This is a genomic window from Rhodopirellula bahusiensis (assembly GCF_002727185.1).
In the GTDB taxonomy this organism is placed as follows: Bacteria; Planctomycetota; Planctomycetia; order Pirellulales; family Pirellulaceae; genus Rhodopirellula; species Rhodopirellula bahusiensis.
In genome coordinates this window covers 55,473-74,307 of sequence record NZ_NIZW01000019.1, presented here as the reverse complement: position 1 = coordinate 74,307, position 18,835 = coordinate 55,473, and the positions used below count along the sequence as shown (strand labels likewise).

Here is an 18,835-nt window from a genome sequence, read left to right as displayed (position 1 = left end):
GCCGCCCTACGCTTTCGGGCGGGCGGTTCCTGTCGTTGGAGTCATCGGACTGCCCTTTCTTCTTTTGGTTTTCGGAACAATGCGTATGTGCCACGCATTGAATGGTCGCGTCAATCGTTTCTTCATCAATCCGTCTCGTCGGCCAGCTGATGAATGAGTTGATAGTCGGTATCTCGCTCAAACGCACTGACGAAGTCGAAGCCGTTTTCTTTCGCGATGGCCTCCAGTGCCCATTGCATCGTCGGATGGTTGTAGAGTTCGTTATCCATCACCGCGACGCCTTCGGCATACCAGTTGTTGTTTTCAAATTGAATGACGGTTGTCATGGTCGATTTCCTTTCTTGGGTGTGCCGGGACGTTTCCGCCCCGGCGTGGTGGATTAATGTTCGCTTGGCAGGTACAGCACCCAGTGCTCGCCGTCGAAACCGGCCCAAATGCTGATCTCAGGAAGTGGAAAGTCGGTGTACTCGATCTTCTGAGTGATGAACGCTTCTTCCGGGCTGTCCGCCTTGGCGTAGAGGATCGAGGGTTTGCCCTGGTTGCGTTCAAACTTCCAGAAGTGCATTGCATTGATGCGGTAGTCTTCGGCGGCGGCTTGCTGGAATGGCTCGCTTCCGATCCACGATGCGATGGCATCGATCAGCCAGTACGCTTTGCCCTTTTCTGCCAGATGTCTGACACCGGGGGTGTAGATCACTTGGCGGTTGAGCGGATGTTTGTAGCGGATCAAATCGCCGAAAAACTGGGCCAGTTCGGTCTTGAGTTGGTGATCTGTTTTCCCATCGCCCAATGAGTGGTTGGTTTGAGTTTCGGTTGTCATGGTTCGTTCTCCTTTTCTGATTGACCATGCTGCAAATAACCCCGCCTGGTCCGCCGACCTTGAGGCAAGGGTCTTCGCGCAGCGATTTTCCGAAGCGGCCGAAGGTGTAGCTGGCAGGAAAACCCTTGCTGCAAGGTTGGCAAGGCGGGATGCTGCATGAAAAGTCAGTCAGACAAGGCGAGCGAGAGCCTGCTCGATCAAATCAATTGACAATCGTTCGGCGAGGTGGCAGTGTCCCGGCCATGGATCCGAATGAAACTTTTCAATTGATGCTGGACGCGATCGCACGTGGTGACCGCAACGAAGCCGGTGAACTTGCAAACGTGCTGGCTGAATGGATGCAGCGTGGCGGTTTTGCCCCTGCTCTATCGCTAACGGATCGTTTTAATCAGCCACAACCTGTCGACCGTGAATTGATCGTCGCCTTGGTAAACACGTTTCGTTTGCCTGAACGCCAACCCGTTCGCGTCTCCGGGCCGTCGCCATTGGACGACTGATGATGCGGGATTCGATCGAAAGTCTTGCGCAGCAAATCGAAGTGCTTCGAAGCAGCATCGACGAATTGAAAGCGGTATTTGAGCATGCGGTTCGCAATGAAGTCGTCACGATCCGTGTCGAGGTAAAGCACCAACCAACGTGGAAGTTAGAGCTGCAGCGGGGCAATGGGAATAATAGAGTTTGTTCGGATTTGACCGATGATCCGCTGCCCCCTTCTCCCGGCGAACTCTTCTGAGGTTTTGCCGATGGAACCTCGCGACTTGAAACATCTTGCCGAAGAGATCCGACAACTGCGAAACAGTGTCGATGAATTGTCGCAGTTGCTGCGCACGGTGTTCAACATCAATTCTGCTGCCGGCCCAACGCCTGCGAAGCGGAAGAAGAAACCCACGAGAAAGCAGCAGGCAACGAAGAAGATTGAAGAAGATGAGTCGCGGGATTCACTTCCTCTACCGGGCAAACACTTTTAATCGCAAATACGATTGAACAGATCGCCGCATTTACGGAGTCAAGAACTTTCGTATCGCCGTGAAAACGTATCTGATGAAACACGGATCGGGAAAACATCGCACCTTCGCAAGAACAGAAAATCGTTTTTCCGTTCAGCCGGATATACGACAACCATGAAACAGGTAAAGCCGTGCCGTCGCATCATCGTAAGAACGGTTTGATGTCGTTCAGCCGAAGCGTATCTCCGTGCCGCTGCAATCACGTTTTTGCAGAAGCACGTCGTTCCAGTCACCGGATGTTGGCGGCATGTGCCGAACAATAGGGATATCCACCGGCCGGAGTGCTTCTTCAATCTTTGACGCCAATGCAATCCCACCATCATCGTTATCGGTCGCAATCACCACGCGGGAACCCCGCGGCATACGGTTCGCAGCCGAACGAAGACACTCGGCTTGCAGTGGACTGATTTGACCGGCGGTGCTGAAGAAACGGCGTCTTTCGGTGCCCTCGAGCGTTGCCAGACTGAGCATATCGATTGCGGTTTCGCAGATGACGGCTTCGCGATCCGTGTCGCGGGGGCGGGAACAGTGCAGGGCCTTCAATCCTCCGGGAGAGAATCCGGTGAAGGTCGTCCCGTTGGCGTTTCCGTTCTTGAGCTCGAACCCGCAAAGTCCGGTATTGCCTGGACCAAAGTGTGGGAAAGCAGCATTGCCGCGACGATCAATGCGAATGCGTCCCGAAAAGATGGGGTGTGTTTGGACTTCAGCAGAAATGCCACGATGTTCTGTCAGGTAAGAATGGCCTGCGGTTGCGTCTTTCATCTCCATCCAGGCTTTCAAAACGCCGGCCGCGTCGTGGGTGGCCGGTTCAACGACAAAAGGCAAGGTGGGAGTAGGGGCGTTGGCCAGCTGGGAGCCACCGTAAGCCCGCAACGTTTTGCGGATTTCCCCCAGATTTGATCCATCCAGCGAACCGACAAGATCGATGATGGTCCCGCTGTCGGACCCTTTGGCGTTGAAATAGTAATAGAGCCCCGATGCGTCGCGGCTGATGATGAGTTTGTCACCGCGTGGGTGCCGCATGACCATACTGTGCCGCGAACTGGCGCGACGATCCATCACAAAGCCTCGCGACGACGCGTATTCGGCAAGATTGATGCGTTTGAATTGGTCCAGTTCCGCTTTTCGATCGATCATTGGTCAATCCTAGCGCGGAGTAGGGAGCATCGGCAACGAACAAAGTAAAGTTGTCCACCGCGTCGTGGCGTCGTGACGCCGTAAAAACGCCCCCGTGACTTTGCGGGGACGCGTACTATCGGATTACCACCACGAGTCATAGAACACCGTGTAGCCATCAGCGATTGCTTGACGGGCCGTTTTGATGAACTTCAAGTCATCGTCTTTTTCATCACCGACGGTGGTTCCAAAGAAGAATCCGCAAGTATCGGGCAGCTCATTCGCTTTGATTGCAGCTTCCAGTCGATCGAGATCATCCGCGTTCAGAACGACCGGTGTGCAATTGAACTCTTTGGTTCCGTTTTTGTCGTAGTAAAGATCCTGCATCCATCCATGAAGGTTCGGATGTTTTCGCCAATAGTGAATTTCACAAGCGTTCTCGGGAATTTTGAAATCGACCTCCTGATCGATTGTTTCGGTGGTGATAAGTGCATATTGATCGAGTCCCATATCGTTCTCCTTTCGTTGGTTGCGTTCAAGGACGCGAACCGAAAAGCGACGAGCAAGGGATTGGCTGCATGAAGAACACGGCCCGAGCGATGCGAGGGGTGGTGCGGGCACTTCATTGCGGCCATGAGCGATCGTTGCAGGGTAGAGTGTCTTGAATGACCCGCCGAAAGAGAAAACGCGATGGTCGGATTTTTATTCCCATTGTCCGACTCATCATCTCTGACGAATTCAGACCCTTAGAGCTGTTGTGTTTATTTGTGTTTAATAAAGGTGTTACGGATGGTTTGGCACGCTCGTATGCGACGCTGAGCAAGTGTTTAACAAATCGCGCGCAGTGTGAAGTGTCGTTTCTAACCGTGCAAAGTGGGACTAAGACCAGTGTGAAGTGTCGTTTCACGAAGAAGCCGTGTGAAGTGTCGATAACCAAGGGTTCGCAGTGTGAAGTGACGTTTCCGTTGACATTCTGTGTGAAGTGTCGTTTGATAAGACATGAACGACGAATCGCTTGCCAACCGAACAACGCTACTGCCGGACCGGCATCCGGTCAAAGACTTTTTCATCTGCGATATCGTTGATGCGGCACCCAAAGGTGACATGGCCGGTTTGGAACATCCGGTCTTCAGTCTTTCGACCAAGCCGGATAAGCGGCTACGTCGTTATGAGCACAACGGCAATTGGATCGAGATCCGCCCCGGCAGCGATGGCTTAGCGACCGTCTTCGATCGGGACATCCTTGTGTTTTGTATCAGTCAGCTGATCGCCGGAATGAACGAGGGCAGGGAGGTCGCACAAGCGGTTCGGTTTCAGGGTGTTGAGCTATTGACCGCAACGAACCGCATGACGACCGGACGCGGTTATGATCTCTTGAAGGGCGCACTCGAACGTTTGGCCGGAACCCGTATTTCGACGAACATCATGACTGGGGATAAGGAAATCACCAAGGGTTTCGGATTGATCGAAAGCTTTGAGATCGTTCGAGAAACACGCGATGGACGAATGCAGGAAATCGAGGTCAAGTTGAGCGACTGGGTATTTGAAGCGGTTAAAGCCAAAGAAGTGCTCACGCTTCATCGCGATTACTTCAGGCTAAGAAAGCCAATCGAACGCCGGCTCTATGAATTGGCAAGAAAGCATTGCGGCCGCAAGCAAGAATGGCGGATTGGTCTTGAGCTGTTGAAAAAGAAATGCGGATCAACCAGCAAGCTTTGGGAATTCAAGCGATTGATCCGAAAGGTGGTTGAAGACGATGAACGCTCCGATCATATGCCGGATTATTCGGTGCGTCTGGAGGAGGGAGCAAACGGTCATGATCTGGTTGTCTTTCGCAGCAGGGGCACCGTTCCATCAGCGAATGAACCATCGAATGACGCCGTTGGCCCGCTGCAACCCGACACCTACCACGCGGCCCGATTGGAAGCTCCCGGCTGGGACGTTTATGAACTTGAGCGAACGTGGCGGGACTGGATGGCGATGTCGGATGCCCCGCCGCCCAAACGCCCCGATGCTGCTTTCGTTGGATTTTGTAAAAAGTGGTACACTAGAAGGAGTCGTCCATAATCGCGTCGACCCACTCAGAGGATCCTTTTTTCCTCGTCGCTTCGAAGCGATTGCTTTTAGACGGTCGGTTCAGTTCGTTTGAAATTTCGCGACGGTTCATTCCCCTTTCCCAATCTTGTCTGGAACAGGAACCTTGCTTCGCAGACGCTGTCACGAACTACGGACGCGCCGTCGCCGCCGACGACAGTTGCAGAGAACGGGCGACTTGTGCGGACTTCTGGCGGATAAGTTTGTCCACGGGCACGACGAGGTTTGCACCGGACTTCTTCGAACGATGGTTTGGGCGAAGAGTATGACACTCCGGGAAAAGCTGGCTCTATTCGCGTTGGTGGAGGGTTGGTTCACCCATATGCCGAAGGATGCCGAACCGCCCGAGCTGATTCTTCCTCCGAGACTGTCTAGACGAGAACAGTCAACCTTTGAAGTATTACACCAATATTTTTGGGGCGTTGACAGATACATGGGTTTGGGCCGGGCCGAACGTGAGAAGCGTGAAATCGACTTGGCCGATCACGTCCGGGAGCTTCGAACCCTTCCGACCGTTCTTCGCCCCGCCGACGCGGAACTGATCGAGGTGCGGCTGTCTCTTTCGCGGTTAAGATGTTTAAAAGAAACAGAGGGAGGGGTTTCGCAAGAGGAAATGCAGCGAACGGTGGCCGCCGCCGCGTCGAAAGCGTGGCCGTTGAGTAGGCTTTGGAATCTGTTCAACTTCGCCATCGATTGGCCGCTGGAAGCCAAGTCGGTCGGTTCGTTCTCGCAGCAATTAGCTTTGTTCGATCATCCCAACCAGGTGGCGGAGTTAATTTCGGAGCGGGTCGAAAACTGCTCTCATTGCCGGCAGATTCTTCGAGCGATGACAACGACGATCGTCGAGCGCCATCCAGATTTCGATAAACGCGGCTTCACCGAGCCGGTCGCTTCAATTGCTCAAAGGATAGCCGACGGCTTCGAGCGGTGCGGCGGACGGTCACCATTTGATCGGTTCTATCACCGAGACTGCCTCGAAATGGCTGAGTGCTGCTACAGACGTTCGCTGCGTCGTGACCTCTCGCTTCGTTCCGCAGAGATGAAGGCAGCTGTCGTTCAGAAAGCGGGACGTCTACACCGGTTGCTCTATCGAGATCATGCCGTCGCAAGTCTGACAGTGGCAGCCAACGCCGCAGGAGATCAGGAAACGGCGGATCAATTACGGAACACTCTGCTGTCGCGGGTTGGCGAGGGCCTGCTACGCATCGACACCGAGACGTTAGCGTCTTTGGTAAGTGACGCCGCGAATCGGGGGCACAGGAAACACGTAATTCAAGGTCTCGCCGTCTTCGCCAAGACCGTTCCCGATCCTCCGGCAATGGTTAGTGCCGCAGACTTCGAAGGTAGATGGGAAGCGATCGAGGCCCACATGGCGGACACGGTCTATGGGGGTTTGGCGCAAGCAGAGGCTCACAGTTTGTTGCGGAACCACTGGCATTCGCTCCAGAGTGCGGAAGGGGCGTTGAGGAACGTGCGACAATTATTCTGGAGTAATCACCGACTGCAAACGCGGGAGCTCTATGCAAGGACTCTGTTGAAGTGTGCGGAGTTATCGCTCGTGATCGGGAAACCCCGCGACGCCCATCGCCGCAGCGTCGGTGTTTTGACGGCATGCAACGAGGGGGCGGATGCGATCAATCTGTTCCCCGGTTTGGCGGAGACGTTGCTCGAGGGCATTGCCGTTCACGCCGAGTCCCAGGTCGCTTGGGGACACCTCTCGCAAGCTTTTGAATTGCTCGACCGTGCATCGGAGATCCGTCAATCATTTGAAGCCCGTGACTATGCTTTCCGCGATGTCACCCATTTCAAACTCGCTCGGGCTGAGGCGGTGGTGTCCGCCGTCGACGGTGACGTCACCCGCGTAAAGGATGTCTACCAACGACTGTCGAATTGGAATTCGGAAAAGCAGCGGTCGGGGGTGGGGACTTCGCGGTTGTTTCACCTCGAGACGCTTCTGTCGGTGACTCATTCGTCCGAGTTAGCTTGGGCGGCGTCAAGGCCCGGCGGGCAGGTGTCCAGCGAGAACCCAGACAATGCCGCGGACGCGGTTCTGCAAAGATACGAAGCGATCGAGTCGGAAGCCCGTGTGTTGGTCGACGACGGCCACCGGGCTTTCCGTTTTCTGTATCATCGCGTCATGTCTTTGAAGTCACGGATGCTGCAACGTTGTGGGCGGCACCAAGAAGCCATCAATCTGGTCCACCGGATAGCGGACTATGAAGACACGTTGGACGAAGGGGAATGGCATCTTGTCGCCCAGGACACCAGTGTCATCCGGACGCTGGCCATGTCGAAAGCCCTAGAAGCCAGCGGCGAACCGCGGACCTCCAGAGAGTTTGCGGAGATGGCGGTCCAGTGTTTGGAGCCCGTCGAGTGGGAGGTTCCGGTAGACTTGAGCTTGGAGACGCTAGGCTGGGCCTCAGAACTTTCGTTTCGCGAATGGCGGCTTGCTGGAAAGATCGAGCGTTTACACGACGCCATGCGGTTCAGCAAAAGGCTGATCGATCACGGAATGCACACTCGGACCCGGGACATCAATCCGAGCCTTCGGGTGAGGGTGCAGCAGACTCTCAAGGCCGCCTTCGACCTTCGCGTCGAAGCCTGTTATGACGTCGATCGCCATACCGATGAGAGCGTGATCGATCAGGCGTTCTTCGCCAGCGAGTTGGCTCGTAATCGATTGTTGCTCGACAACCTTACGATCCTTCCACCGCCACGCCCCGGCAGCGTGCCGGAAGAGCTCTTGCGAGAACTGGATCAGGCAAAGATCAACGTGATCACCTCCGAAGCGGTCTGGGCATCCGAGGATCCGGAAACGAATTGGGGGGCTCATCCGGTCTCGTCATCGCCTGGATCGGCCGATCCGGTGGAGGCTGACAGCGAGGTTGAGAACGCAGTCGATGACCGACCGAAGTCGAGCCTCGATCCGAGCTCGATGGTTGCAGAGTCTCATCGATACGCTCGATTATTGAGAAAGGTGCAACGACACGACCCGGACTACAGCGCGACCGACCCGATCCGACCCGCGACCCTGGAAGATGCAAGGGACCTCCTGCGGAACGATCGGACTGCGCTCGTCCAGTACCACGTCACACCCCGAGACGCGTTCGCCCTCCTGGTTTCGAAGACGGGTGACGCACGGATGATCAAGTTGCCCGACGCCTCCGGCAGCTTCTTGGAAGATCATTTTGAACGTTGGTCGCGGCGGTTCGGGAATCCCTTCGGGACCATCACTGATCGAGAAAGTTGGCAACGCCTGGGCGAGGCCATTGATGACTCGTTGCGATCGTTATCGGAGGCATTCATAGAACCGGTGGCTCCCCACTTGGGTGGCCATGACCATGTTATCTTGGTTCCGCACGTTCAACTGCACGCGTACCCGCTGGCGGCGGCGTTCTGCTCAGGAAGTGTAAGGTTGGGTGACTTGTTCGAGGTCAGCATGCTACCCAGCGTTTCGATCGGAAAACGGATCTTGGACCGGCAAGGCGGGGTGGGGTCGGAAACGCTCATTCTTTCTGCCCGTTTTCAGTCCCACGCGTCCGCAAAGTTTGAGCGTTACGCGGTCCAGTCGAGGATGGGAGCCGAGTCGATGGATCTGTCAAAACTGTCGCTGAGCGAGATATCCCAAGCGTCCGAGCATGCCCGCTATTGGCATTTCATCGGTCACGGACATTGGGAAGGAAGCAATCCTCTTTCCTCCACGCTGCGGTCCGACTCGAGGAATCGATGGGCTGATCTATCGGAGTTGTATTCCCGGCTGTGTCTGCCCTCCGCGGAGGTCGTCACCTTGAGCGCATGTGAGACCGCGATGAAGATGCCCAATCAAGTCGATGAATTCGTCAGCTTCCCATCGGCCTTTCTTTACGCCGGTGCGAAGAACGTGGTGGGCAGCCTTTGGAAGGTAAGCGACGCCGCGACGACATTGTTGATGGATCGGTTTTACCACTACATCGGAAACGGCCGATCGGTGGCCGGGGCGTTGCGTTTGTCCCAACGGTGGTTGCGGGGACTCGACGACGATGGCGGGGAGGCGCTGCGATCTGGAGCAGAATTATCCCGTCACCTCGAGCAGGTCTTCCGGCCGATGGCACGACGCGAAGCGGAGTACGAACGATTACGGCAGGAATTGAAAGTGGAGCTGGCGTCAACAGCCGCCCCGTTCGATAATCCGGCCTCTTGGGCCGCCTTTGGTTGTTTCGGACTCGGATGGAGGTCGCCCGGATCTCCCAAGGCGAACTCGCGATGAAACCACCGAACTATTCACCCGCCTCGTCATTGGCTTGGGCGTCGGCCCTGTTGGAGCCGCATCACCCGGTCGAGCTTCAGCGATTCGTCCGACATTTCGACAGTCTTTCGGTGGTAGAGAAGCTGGATACCGCGGGATTAGCGAATCACATTCGCAAGGCTTTGAGATTGGTCGCAGATTGCACCATCCGTCCGTCCGACGACCTGTTGGAAGACTGTTGGGAAGAACTGGCTTCGGCGGCCAAGGTGATATTCCCCGAGATCGGATCGTCGGACAATGTCGGACTGCGGTCGGGTTCGGGGGAAGGGTCGACCATCAAGGAACCCGATCGTCTTGGCCCGGTCGACTTCGAACTTAACGTCGCTTGGCTTCTGATCCTGGGCTGGAGCCGTTCCGCGGGAAAGCAACCTGAGAAACTTGACTTTGCATCGGAGTTTGCGGCATTCTTTGAAAAGATGGCGAAGCGTTCGAACCCCAGCGGCGGAATGAAGCCGCCGGGCGAGTATCTCGCCGGGCTGATCGAACGCGTCCATGTTCTCGGCACTGATAGCATCAACTCTGACGAGAGTCGTTTTCTAGCGAAGCACTTCAGCGAACAGCAAAAAAAGACAAAAAAAGCCGAAGCCGCTGCGACCCTGGAACGCTTGGCTTACGAATTGTTTCCGGAACTAAAACCCGATCAAACCGTCACGGCCAACCGATTGACCAAGTGCTTTGCAAAGCGGGCGAACCCGACGGATGGAACGCGTCCGAAATCGGTCGATGACGAGACGAAGCTGAAATTCGTTCAACTCACTCGAGCTTGGAAAGAGGTTGGGGGTTCGCTGGAGTACGAAGGGCAATCGGTTCGACTGGACACGACAAAACACACGGCAGACACGCAGGACAAAACGTTTGTTGTTCTGGAGGCAAAGAAGGGATTCAAGCCCGTCAAGCGGTCGGTTTACGTACCGGGTCTAATTTTTAACAGCTAGCAAGAGTTATCCCTTGAAGGGTTAACTCTTACTGCCTATAGTTGAGCCGCTGACGGAGATTTCAGTGGTTGTCGGCACGTGTTAGCTGCCTTCTTCCGCCGGCATCTCCCGGCAAGCCTGCGTATTGCCGCACGACTTACCAGAACCGCCACCTGGCTTCTTTTCCCGCCTCACAGCGGGACCGCTAAACCTTTGTCTTTAGGAATGCTATGTCTGTACATAACCTTCATTCGGAGCGGATGAATGGTCGGATGAACAACGACCCGAACCCGCCCGACCGTGCCCCGAAACGAACTCACGAATTTATTCGATTCGACGCCGAGACTGGTCCGCCGGGATATCCGGCTGCCTGTTTGACTGACAAGGGACTGGACTTGGTTGAACAAGTCCGTTCGGCGGGCGAGTTGATCGATGTTGCTGCCGAGCATGTGAAGTACGTGCCGACGGGTGTTGAATCAGCAATTGATCGCGTGTCTTCGCGACGGGCTTGGCCGATTAATCAGGCGGTGGCTGGCACTGTCGGATCATTGATCCCACTGGTTGATGATGCGATCAAGCAGGCCAGGACGGCACGTGACGAGGCACAAGATCGGCTTGATGGCATCGACCGGCAGATCCTTGTTTCCAAGTTCAACGCGGCATTCGCAAAATCGACTGACGGAAAGTTCGTTCTCGGATGCATCATCTCATTGCTTCTGCTGATGGGTGTGGGTTCCTTCAGTGAGGTAACCACGGCGGTGGAGGTGGTTCGAGCAAGTGATCTCTATCAGGACGTCGATCCGACAACGGGTGCCATCATTGAACCTGGGGTTGTTCAGGCGTTTTGTTTTTCGTTTGCGTCCATTTTCGGCACGCTGATTTCGATCGAGTTCATCGCATTGATGAGTCAGCGTGACAAGAGTCATTGGCTCTATATCGCCATCGCGGTGTCTGGATTTAGTCTCGCGATAACGGCATCAATTCTGTTCTGCATGCAAACCGAGGGCGATCAAACGGTTCGGCAGATCGCTGGCAGGACCATACATTCTTCCACCCCGCCTTGGTATGTCAGTGCAATACAGATGGGCACGCTATCGCTAATTAATGCGATGGCCTTCCATTGGTTGCGACGCCTTACCGGCAAGTTTTTTCGGCCCGCTTCTGTCGAGAACGCGATTGCGGCAGGTCTTTCCGAATACATCGCCAAACTGAACGACTCGATTCGGGTGTCATCGCAGACGCTGATCGGGCTGAAAGAAATCCTGATCGGCCGATTGGCAGTAGTCGAAGAACATGCTGACGCCATTCGCAGCGCCGTTAAGAACCGAAAGAACCGTCGTAAAGCGGAGCAACTTCGTCGTCAGGCGGATCGACTAGCACCGTTGGTCTTATTAGCTGCGTTGACCTTCGGAGCAACCAGTGTTGGCTGTGGACGGACAACGCCGACTCTGGGTGTCGATGGATCGACCGGAGTGCCTTCAACCGCAAGTGGAAATGTTTACGACGAGCCGATCGAGCTTTTTATCTTCGATTCGCTCGAAGGTCGTCCGGTCCAGTTTGGTGAGCGTCTGGAGCTCCTCGTTCTCGAAGAGTTGGCATCGGGCAGCGAGGTCAAAGTCGTCACGCCAGGTCAGGGCTCGGGCCCACGCTTGGTTGTTCCACCCGGGACATTTGACGCGCGTGTCCGCAATGCAAACTTCATTCGTCAATACCCGGCGATGGAAAGCTACTGGGCTGATCCGCCAACCGGCCCCGAAACACATATTGGAATTTGCGAGATTGCAAAGACGATTGAGGATCTAAGGGAAACCGAACTGCCGTGCCGCGTTCTGCTGTTCGCACCACCGCTCATGACAGACCCAAATCATGCGACGTATTCGATGGCGGATGGATTAGTGCCCTCGAAAGGATGCATCGATGAGCCAACAACGCCCTTTACTACGGTTAACCAGTATCCAGACGGAACAATGATTGCGTTCCTATCGTTGAATTCAGGCTGGGCACGGTCGTCGTGGCACGCCGACGCTAGTCGCGATTTTGTATCGCATTACTTCGGACGACAGGGTGCGAACTCGATCCTGTTCACGCGAGACCTAAAGCGGGCGTTGGCGTTCGATCGCATCGTTCCCCCCATCGACCTGACTGATCAGGTTGATAAACCGGCATTGATAGATCCGCGGATGCCTTCCGATCGCATCGATCCGCCTATGCCCCGGACACCGGTTGAAGTTCCGGTCGTGACATCGGCCTCTATAAGGCCCGCTCCAGAGCGTCGCCTATCGGCGGTCGATCGCAACGGGTCGATCGAGGAACGCCTAGTGGCTGCCGGTGGAAGCAGGGCGGAGTCAAGACTGAAGAGCGTCGAGGTATTCGTTCTGTATGACCGCTCGGCGTCGATGGAAAAGAACATCGACCGTGGCAATGTGGTAATCGACCGATTGATCGTCGAGTTGGTGCCGCTGACGAGCAGCACGAAGATCGGCTTGCGGACGTTCAGTCAGGTCGGCTTTGAGACCATGCCGCTTTGTGACGTTGGCAACACAGCCAACGCGAACAACCTACGCAGCTTTCTTGCCGACATCGAGACTGAACCAGGCGATGGGAAATGGATGTTTCATCTGCCGGTCGCCTTGGAGGCTTTATCGGCCGAGGACGCGCAGACGCATCAAATCCTAATGGTCGTCGGTGACCATGCGACCATCGACCAAAACCTTCTGCAGCAGGCGTTTCAGACAAAAGCTCAATCGATGAGTGGGCTGGTCAATCCGATTAGGCAGTGGGCGACGAAGCCCGGAACCAACCGGAGTGTGGTCATGCAGTTTTGCGGTCACGACCCTGATGAGCGTGCCTGTTTCGCGGCCATTGCTGATGCCGTGCCCAACGGACTACTTGCTTCCGACCCGGACTCGTTGATCGATGCAATCATTGCGTCGATCGCGAAGTGATTCATCTGAACCGTTCGCTGCTGGTGACAGACACCCATTCCAAGCAGCCGGTCAATCTCTCCCTTCCTCTCCCTTCAATCGATTAAGTGATATGTCTGAACTGTATCAAACCCTTCTTCGAGATACCGACGGGACGTCCGTCGACAACGGTGACTTGGCTCTCCGCATTGCCGACGCCAACGAGTTTGAAATTCATCGTGAGGCTTCCTCCCTCGACGAAGATCAGCGGGGTCGTGCGATGACGGCTATCGCAGATCGAACCCGAGGCGGGGGAACGTTCAACGCGTTGGAGACCGGTGCGTTGCTGACGATGTTCGACCACTTGACGACCGACAAAACGCGGGCCGAGTTGTTTGCCGATATGGAGGACGAGACCGGCATCTCTCGAACGCAGTTGTTTCGCACACTGGCGATGTTTCGAACCTTCGGCCGCGAGTTGTTACATGACCGCGTGACCGCAGCACGTTGCACCTGCGAAGCCTTGAAGCTTCTGGCCGGCAAGGACGTTGAAGAAGCCGCACGCTCGGAGGCATTGGAGTTTGCCCGGGCGGGCAACTTCCTGACGATCAAAGTTGCCAAAAATCTGATCCGCAAACACGCCCGCCGTCAGTCGGGGCAGGACGGCGGCACCGCGGAGAAGCCCACCCCTTCGGTGTCGCCGAAATCGGCCGATGCAGCCGTCTTGTGGCAACACAGCGAGTCGCAATTGCACGTGCTCGTCCGCCGGCAAAGTCAGTCCGTCGTCGTGGATGACGAGACGATCGTGATGGCCCTCGAAGCGGCCCTTGCCGCCTACAAGCGGGTGACCGTCGAACAGCAAACCGCCCCCCGAGTCGCCTAAGGAGTCGCCCATGTTAAAGCGAGAAAAGCTGTCCACGTTCAACGATGCCACGCCCCGTTCGACTTCGAACAACGGCGAGCCATCCCGTTTTGGGAGAACCGCCGCCGACCGCGGCCATTCCTCAACGATGGATGACTCGAAACCGATCCCGCGGGCGAAGAAGCCGAGCGAGAAGCTGAAGTTTGGATTGCTCAACGGCGTCGTCATCCCGCCGTCGTGTTTGGCCATCATCCCGATCTCCGGGGAGGGCATTCGCATGCTACTCGACGTTACCTCGACGAAGCTGTCACGCCTCCCGTTTCCCATGCTGGATCGGTTGGAAATGTACAGCGGATGGGATCAGCTCGACTTGGCCCACGTGATCGCAGGTTTGCTGATCTTGGCGACCTCGCTTGTGTGGATTCGAGTCATCAACGAGAGCAAGGGTGTCGGCGATGTCCTGTCGTACCGTCAGAAATTGCCTGCGTTGTTCTACCTCTATGCCGGTGTGGCCGCCGGGGTCATTGGACTCGATGCTTTGATCTTCCTACTGGGCCTTCAGTCGCGGACGAACGGTTGGGGTGAAGTCCCTGTCTACGCCGGCCCCGCCTGCTGCGTGCTCTATGTCGTTTTGTGCGCATGCTTTGCCATCTTCCACAGCGACTACGCCACCGGAAAGCGGGTTTGAACCGCACGTATCGCTCCCAACCTTCATCTTCAGGAACTCTGCCATGAATGTACCCCGTCTTTCTTTTCCTATCGCCCTCATCGCGGCAATATCGATGGCCTTGACCGGCTGCGTCGCCAAGGTCGAGCGTCAGGCCAAACCGATGTTCAAGACCAAACCACTCGATGCCTGTTTGCTGATCAACGTCGACCTGAGCCAATCGTTCAGCCATGACTTTGGCGAGCGGGCCTTCCCGTTGTTGATGACCATTGTAACTGAGTTCTTCGAAGCTCAAACGGGAAACGACTGCAAGGTCGTGCTGGGCCAGACCAGTGCCACTAGTGCCGACCAAACCGTGCTGTTCGAAGGCACTCCTCGTCAGCTTCGTCAGCGATTCAAAGACCCCGAGGCATTGTCGGCATTTCTGATGTCGAAGTCTGATCCGAACCGCAGCCCGATCTACGAAGCGATGGGGAATGTCATCGCGTATGCCAACCGGATGCCCGACGCCGGCCAGGACACCAAGGTGTTGACGGTCACGATCAGCGACCTGATCGACTCCGAAAGCGATGTCGAAAAACGCAAGGCTCACGGCCGCGTCCTGGTTGACGAGCTGAAGACCTATCAGTCCGCCGGCCACGGCCTGGCATTGTATTACGTCGCGTTGTCTGAGACCGACAAGTGGACCGAGATCATGGACCACTGCGGCTTCGAACGGGGCCAGTACGTGATTGCCAACACACTAACCGACCAGCCGCCAATGCCACGGCTCGATTGACCCCGTCGCCGTTTTTCCCTCTTTTCCTTTCACATCGTTGCGAGGTCCGCCATGTATGAACGCTTCATCCGCCCGGGAATGCCGGCTTGGCCGTCGATGATGTTTGATGACGAGAACAAGCAGGCGGTCATTTCGGCACGCATCCCAAGTTGGGAAACCGCTAATCGTGGACGTTTGGCATCCGGTGTCTTCGCCTTGGCGTTTGCTCCGGTGGCATTTCTAGCGGTCGAGATTTTAGTGCCGCCGATCGAACCCCCGATCACGCGGTGGGCACTGGTCGGTTTCGGGACGCTGATCGCTTCGATGGTGGGGTTTCGGGTGCTAAAGAGCAGCTTACCGAAGCCGCTGTCACGGATCGTGTTCGCCAGGCGTTTGAAGATCTACGTCGCCAGCGACGTGGTGGCGTTTCGATCCTGGTTTTACGACGAGGGCATTCGGATGGACCGCTTTCCTGGCGGCGAACCGCTGGCGATCCGTCCGAGCATCGCGGACGATCCCGAAGCGGCCGAGTACAAGGCGTCGCTACCGCGGGACGACGGGAAAGAGAAGAAGCCCGGCATTCATGAACTTGAAACATCGAAGACGTTGCAACTGGTGCTTCGCAGCGGGCCCGCCGATCGGTTCGATGGTGAGAACGATTGCCAGGGCAGCGTCCGCACGATCCCGGTGGCCTCCATGAACAAGGAGACCGCTGAGAATTTGGTCGGTCTGATCAACGTCGCGTTGGAAGTCACGACGCCGACCCTGCGGAGCACTTCACGTGACGCGGTCGGTTTGGATTTAGACAGGGTCGCCGACACGCGGGGAGGTTTGGGATGACGCTGTTCACCATCAAAGAAACGGCGGCGTTGCTGAAGGTCAGCCCGTCGCACGTCTACGGCATCGTCCAACGGGGCGAGCTGCCGAGCTATCAGATCGGTTCGTGCCGCCGCATCTCGGAGAAGGATTTAATGGACTACCTCGAATCGCGGCGACGCGAGAAGACGGCATTGCCCGCCGACCAAACCGTTCACTTCTAATTTTTTCCCTTTCCTCAACGGAGCTATTCGATGGCCCGATCCAATTGGCCCCCGCCGGCGATTACCCCAATCTTCACACCGGAAGCGGCCCCATCCGAACTGAAACCTGTCGAAGCAAAAAAGGATTTCGGTAAGGCTGCCGAAGACTCAAAGGCACCAAAGTTGTCAAAGCCCGCTCCCGCCCCGTCACCGGGTGGTCCTATCCTCAGTCGCGGTTCAGTTCGTGAGACCGTCGCCGAAAAAACGAGTGGCGACGCATTGCCGGACACGCGGACCGGAAAGGATGCCCCGCGCCAGGTTGATTTCAACCGTTTGGGGCGTCACCGCACCACGCCGTTGGACCGCGGCCCCGGCTTGGGCTGATATCCGTTAATACCTACATCTCAACTATGTAAGGCACTACACCATGAACCAATCCGGTCTTGATCGAAAGCAGCGACTGATCAACCGATTCACCGAAGCGTATCACCGAGATAAAAAGGCGGAAACGTTGATTGAGCTAATGAAGCTTCACATCGCAATCGGGAAGCCCAATCTTATGCTCGGGTGCGTCACGTTGTTTTTGGCCGAGCATAGCGAACATCCACTTCGAGATGCGATTGTGGACCTTTCGCTCGCGGCGGCTACCGAAGATCGATCTGTGTCCTCGCGACTTGAGAAGATCAAATGCCGCTCACTCACACGACGGTACGACGTGTTGCTGAGGGAACATCTCGGCTAGATCGACACACTGTTCAAGATCCTCGCAAACTTATGCCACGCCTTTGGTATCAGAATCTAATTCTGGCTTGTCGACGCATCAGAACCGCTCATCGAACCGATTGCAGAAATACTCAGATTGGTCGTAGAAGACCCGCTGCAAGATCATCGGCCGGAAGCCGGGGCGCAGGATCAATTGCCGGAGTTTGGAATCGTCGCGGGCAAAGTACAGTTCGATCTCGGAAGGAGTGAGGAGGGGTTTGGAGCTGAGTTGAAAACTCGAACCGGTGGCCGACTCTCGCATCAATTGCGACACGCCGGGCTGTGACAACGACTTGGTTTTAACGAGGGCCTCCCCGAGCCTTTTGCTGAGGTAGGAGAGTGTTTCGTCGTCATTGCCGCCGAACGCCTGAAGCACGCCGGCATTGCCGAGAAAGGTTTGCCACGACTTCGGATAAGCCGCCTTGATCTGCGGCAAGTCCTGCAGCACGATCATTAGCTTGGCACCGAGACCCGCGAACTGGGCGATTGCCGTTTCCAACGCCCGCAATCGTCCAAGCGATTGGAATTCGTCAAGCATGAACACGGTTTGGTGACCGGTCGAAATGTTTTCCTCTTCGAATGCTGCAAGCGTCATTTGCACCACGAGCCGTTGAAAACCACGCATCAGCGGGGCTCGCATGGCGGGGCTGGTGACGTACCACGCCAGCGAACCGCTCTTGAGTTTTTTGGGATCGACCGAGGGGCCTCGCAGGACGTTCTGGATCGCCGAAACTCCGATAAAGCTAAGGTGGCGACGGGCGTTGGACGCGACGCCAAAGAACTCCGATCCGGAGCGTCCGTAAAATGATTGAGCCGCGGCTCGGACAAATCCACCCGCGGCGTCAGACTGCAGCATTTCGGCTTCGAGGGCGTAGCGTCCGGAGTCGTCGGCGAGCGGCTGCATGGCTTCGGACGACAACTGCCACACGGTCACCAAGTCGCGGCGTCCTTCGTAGTTGGCGTGGGTGGCGACGTGAGCGATCAATCCACCGATCCAGTCGCGTCCGGATTCATCCCAGTGCGGGTCTTTACTCTGCTCGTTCTCAACGACCAAGGCATCTGCGACGAGCATCGCGTTGGCCGTCAGGACATCGGGATGGCTGCCGACGACGAAGTCGACCGCGTTGAAGGCCGATCGATACGAACGGGTCGATGCACCCGAGCAATCGAACGGATCGGTGACCGCAACATCCTGCCCTAAACCCTGATGCCGCCACCGAGCCGTCATCGCGGCGAGGTCCCCCTTGGGGTCGAGCACCAACACCGACGTTGACTTGGGCAACGAGATCAAATTAGGCGTCAGGACGGACCGCCCCTTTCCGGCCCGTGACCCCGCCAGCAGGAAGTGATGTCGATCATCGGCGACACCGATTGGGACGCCGCCGCTGGCCCATCGCGGGAAACGACCATTGGCCAGCTGGTCGCCGATGCGGATCTCCGCCCCGACGACACCGAGGAACATCTTCGCTTGCCGATTATTCTCCGGGTCCATCCGCAGAGACGGGGCCGCAGCAAGGTTATCGGGATGCTCGAAGAACGCCGACTCGATCGAGCCGATGTCATCAGCGTGCCGGCCCCGCGGCAAATCATCGAGCAACGACGACATACCTTCACCATCACTCATACATC

19 protein-coding genes are annotated in these 18,835 nt (G+C 56.4%); 14 read left to right on the top strand and 5 right to left on the bottom strand.

Annotated elements, in window-relative coordinates; all coding sequences use genetic code 11:
• Window positions 1-125: 125 nt before the first annotated feature.
• Window positions 126-326 (bottom strand): hypothetical protein, encoded by a 201-nt coding sequence (locus tag CEE69_RS22160; RefSeq protein ID WP_099262802.1) that lies wholly within the window; start codon window positions 324-326, stop codon window positions 126-128.
• A gap of 53 nt (window positions 327-379) precedes the next feature.
• Entirely contained in the window at window positions 380-820 is a 441-nt protein-coding gene (locus CEE69_RS22155) for a DUF6876 family protein (RefSeq protein WP_099262801.1), read from the bottom strand.
• A 125-nt stretch (window positions 821-945) separates the two neighbouring features.
• On the opposite strand from CEE69_RS22155, the gene CEE69_RS22150 reads away from it, so the two are divergent.
• Genes CEE69_RS22150 through CEE69_RS22140 form a run of 3 tightly spaced genes read left to right on the top strand, consistent with a single transcriptional unit; the run spans window position 946 to window position 1,788 of the window.
• Window positions 946-1,317: a hypothetical protein gene (locus CEE69_RS22150; protein ID WP_099262800.1), complete on the top strand. Its 372-nt coding sequence runs from the start codon at window positions 946-948 to the stop codon at window positions 1,315-1,317.
• On the top strand, window positions 1,317-1,553 hold the full coding sequence (locus CEE69_RS22145) for a hypothetical protein (protein ID WP_099262799.1): 237 nt from the start codon (window positions 1,317-1,319) through the stop codon (window positions 1,551-1,553). Before CEE69_RS22150 ends, CEE69_RS22145 begins: the two co-directional genes overlap by 1 nt.
• 25 nt (window positions 1,554-1,578) lie before the next feature.
• Window positions 1,579-1,788, top strand: coding sequence for a hypothetical protein (locus tag CEE69_RS22140; RefSeq protein WP_233215515.1), 210 nt, complete (start codon window positions 1,579-1,581; stop codon window positions 1,786-1,788).
• A gap of 207 nt (window positions 1,789-1,995) precedes the next feature.
• Here CEE69_RS22140 and CEE69_RS22135 read toward each other — a convergent pair whose 3' ends face one another.
• Both CEE69_RS22135 and CEE69_RS22130 read right to left on the bottom strand, forming a co-directional pair.
• Entirely contained in the window at window positions 1,996-2,964 is a 969-nt protein-coding gene (locus CEE69_RS22135; protein WP_099262797.1) for a DUF3991 and TOPRIM domain-containing protein, read from the bottom strand.
• Between the two features lie 123 nt (window positions 2,965-3,087).
• Window positions 3,088-3,453, bottom strand: a complete 366-nt coding sequence (locus CEE69_RS22130; protein ID WP_099262796.1) for a phosphoglycerate kinase — start codon at window positions 3,451-3,453, stop codon at window positions 3,088-3,090.
• A 489-nt stretch (window positions 3,454-3,942) separates the two neighbouring features.
• Between CEE69_RS22130 and CEE69_RS22125 the strand changes: the two genes are divergently transcribed.
• The 11 genes from CEE69_RS22125 (at window position 3,943) to CEE69_RS22075 (ending at window position 17,186) form a co-directional block, all read left to right on the top strand.
• Complete coding sequence (locus tag CEE69_RS22125) at window positions 3,943-5,010, top strand: replication initiator protein A (protein WP_099262795.1); 1,068 nt, start codon at window positions 3,943-3,945, stop codon at window positions 5,008-5,010.
• A 640-nt stretch (window positions 5,011-5,650) separates the two neighbouring features.
• A complete protein-coding gene (locus tag CEE69_RS22120; protein WP_158231060.1) occupies window positions 5,651-9,283 on the top strand; it encodes a CHAT domain-containing protein in 3,633 nt (1,210 codons plus the stop codon).
• Window positions 9,280-10,257: a hypothetical protein gene (locus CEE69_RS22115; RefSeq protein WP_099262793.1), complete on the top strand. Its 978-nt coding sequence runs from the start codon at window positions 9,280-9,282 to the stop codon at window positions 10,255-10,257. Before CEE69_RS22120 ends, CEE69_RS22115 begins: the two co-directional genes overlap by 4 nt.
• Window positions 10,258-10,508: 251 nt before the next feature.
• Window positions 10,509-13,181 (top strand): hypothetical protein, encoded by a 2,673-nt coding sequence (locus CEE69_RS22110; RefSeq protein WP_143549305.1) that lies wholly within the window; start codon window positions 10,509-10,511, stop codon window positions 13,179-13,181.
• Window positions 13,182-13,272: 91 nt separating this feature from the next.
• Complete coding sequence (locus tag CEE69_RS22105; RefSeq protein WP_099262791.1) at window positions 13,273-14,022, top strand: hypothetical protein; 750 nt, start codon at window positions 13,273-13,275, stop codon at window positions 14,020-14,022.
• A gap of 10 nt (window positions 14,023-14,032) precedes the next feature.
• Entirely contained in the window at window positions 14,033-14,689 is a 657-nt protein-coding gene (locus CEE69_RS22100) for a hypothetical protein (protein WP_099262790.1), read from the top strand.
• Between the two features lie 43 nt (window positions 14,690-14,732).
• The gene (locus CEE69_RS22095; protein ID WP_099262789.1) at window positions 14,733-15,446 is read left to right on the top strand and encodes a hypothetical protein; all 714 of its coding nucleotides are present in this window, start codon (window positions 14,733-14,735) and stop codon (window positions 15,444-15,446) included.
• 51 nt (window positions 15,447-15,497) lie between these two features.
• Entirely contained in the window at window positions 15,498-16,265 is a 768-nt protein-coding gene (locus tag CEE69_RS22090; protein WP_099262788.1) for a hypothetical protein, read from the top strand.
• Complete coding sequence (locus CEE69_RS22085) at window positions 16,262-16,465, top strand: helix-turn-helix domain-containing protein (protein WP_099262787.1); 204 nt, start codon at window positions 16,262-16,264, stop codon at window positions 16,463-16,465. Before CEE69_RS22090 ends, CEE69_RS22085 begins: the two co-directional genes overlap by 4 nt.
• 30 nt (window positions 16,466-16,495) lie before the next feature.
• Window positions 16,496-16,828, top strand: coding sequence for a hypothetical protein (locus tag CEE69_RS22080; RefSeq protein WP_099262786.1), 333 nt, complete (start codon window positions 16,496-16,498; stop codon window positions 16,826-16,828).
• Between the two features lie 43 nt (window positions 16,829-16,871).
• Window positions 16,872-17,186: a hypothetical protein gene (locus tag CEE69_RS22075; RefSeq protein WP_099262785.1), complete on the top strand. Its 315-nt coding sequence runs from the start codon at window positions 16,872-16,874 to the stop codon at window positions 17,184-17,186.
• Window positions 17,187-17,264: 78 nt separating this feature from the next.
• Here CEE69_RS22075 and CEE69_RS22070 read toward each other — a convergent pair whose 3' ends face one another.
• Window positions 17,265-18,830, bottom strand: a complete 1,566-nt coding sequence (locus CEE69_RS22070) for a type IV secretory system conjugative DNA transfer family protein (RefSeq protein WP_099262784.1) — start codon at window positions 18,828-18,830, stop codon at window positions 17,265-17,267.
• Between the last annotated feature and the right edge of the window lie 5 nt (window positions 18,831-18,835).

Bases quoted from the DNA above. Each gene is read 5' to 3' on its own strand.
- CEE69_RS22160 (WP_099262802.1), bottom strand. From the start codon at position 326: ATGACAACCGTCATTCAATTTGAAAACAACAACTGGTATGCCGAAGGC.
- CEE69_RS22155 (WP_099262801.1), bottom strand. From the start codon at position 820: ATGACAACCGAAACTCAAACCAACCACTCATTGGGCGATGGGAAAACA.
- CEE69_RS22145 (WP_099262799.1), top strand. From the start codon at position 1,317: ATGATGCGGGATTCGATCGAAAGTCTTGCGCAGCAAATCGAAGTGCTT.
- CEE69_RS22135 (WP_099262797.1), bottom strand. From the start codon at position 2,964: ATGATCGATCGAAAAGCGGAACTGGACCAATTCAAACGCATCAATCTT.
- CEE69_RS22130 (WP_099262796.1), bottom strand. From the start codon at position 3,453: ATGGGACTCGATCAATATGCACTTATCACCACCGAAACAATCGATCAG.
- CEE69_RS22125 (WP_099262795.1), top strand. From the start codon at position 3,943: ATGAACGACGAATCGCTTGCCAACCGAACAACGCTACTGCCGGACCGG.
- CEE69_RS22120 (WP_158231060.1), top strand. From the start codon at position 5,651: ATGCAGCGAACGGTGGCCGCCGCCGCGTCGAAAGCGTGGCCGTTGAGT.
- CEE69_RS22115 (WP_099262793.1), top strand. From the start codon at position 9,280: ATGAAACCACCGAACTATTCACCCGCCTCGTCATTGGCTTGGGCGTCG.
- CEE69_RS22110 (WP_143549305.1), top strand. From the start codon at position 10,509: ATGAACAACGACCCGAACCCGCCCGACCGTGCCCCGAAACGAACTCAC.
- CEE69_RS22105 (WP_099262791.1), top strand. From the start codon at position 13,273: ATGTCTGAACTGTATCAAACCCTTCTTCGAGATACCGACGGGACGTCC.
- CEE69_RS22100 (WP_099262790.1), top strand. From the start codon at position 14,033: ATGTTAAAGCGAGAAAAGCTGTCCACGTTCAACGATGCCACGCCCCGT.
- CEE69_RS22095 (WP_099262789.1), top strand. From the start codon at position 14,733: ATGAATGTACCCCGTCTTTCTTTTCCTATCGCCCTCATCGCGGCAATA.
- CEE69_RS22090 (WP_099262788.1), top strand. From the start codon at position 15,498: ATGTATGAACGCTTCATCCGCCCGGGAATGCCGGCTTGGCCGTCGATG.
- CEE69_RS22085 (WP_099262787.1), top strand. From the start codon at position 16,262: ATGACGCTGTTCACCATCAAAGAAACGGCGGCGTTGCTGAAGGTCAGC.
- CEE69_RS22080 (WP_099262786.1), top strand. From the start codon at position 16,496: ATGGCCCGATCCAATTGGCCCCCGCCGGCGATTACCCCAATCTTCACA.
- CEE69_RS22075 (WP_099262785.1), top strand. From the start codon at position 16,872: ATGAACCAATCCGGTCTTGATCGAAAGCAGCGACTGATCAACCGATTC.
- CEE69_RS22070 (WP_099262784.1), bottom strand. From the start codon at position 18,830: ATGAGTGATGGTGAAGGTATGTCGTCGTTGCTCGATGATTTGCCGCGG.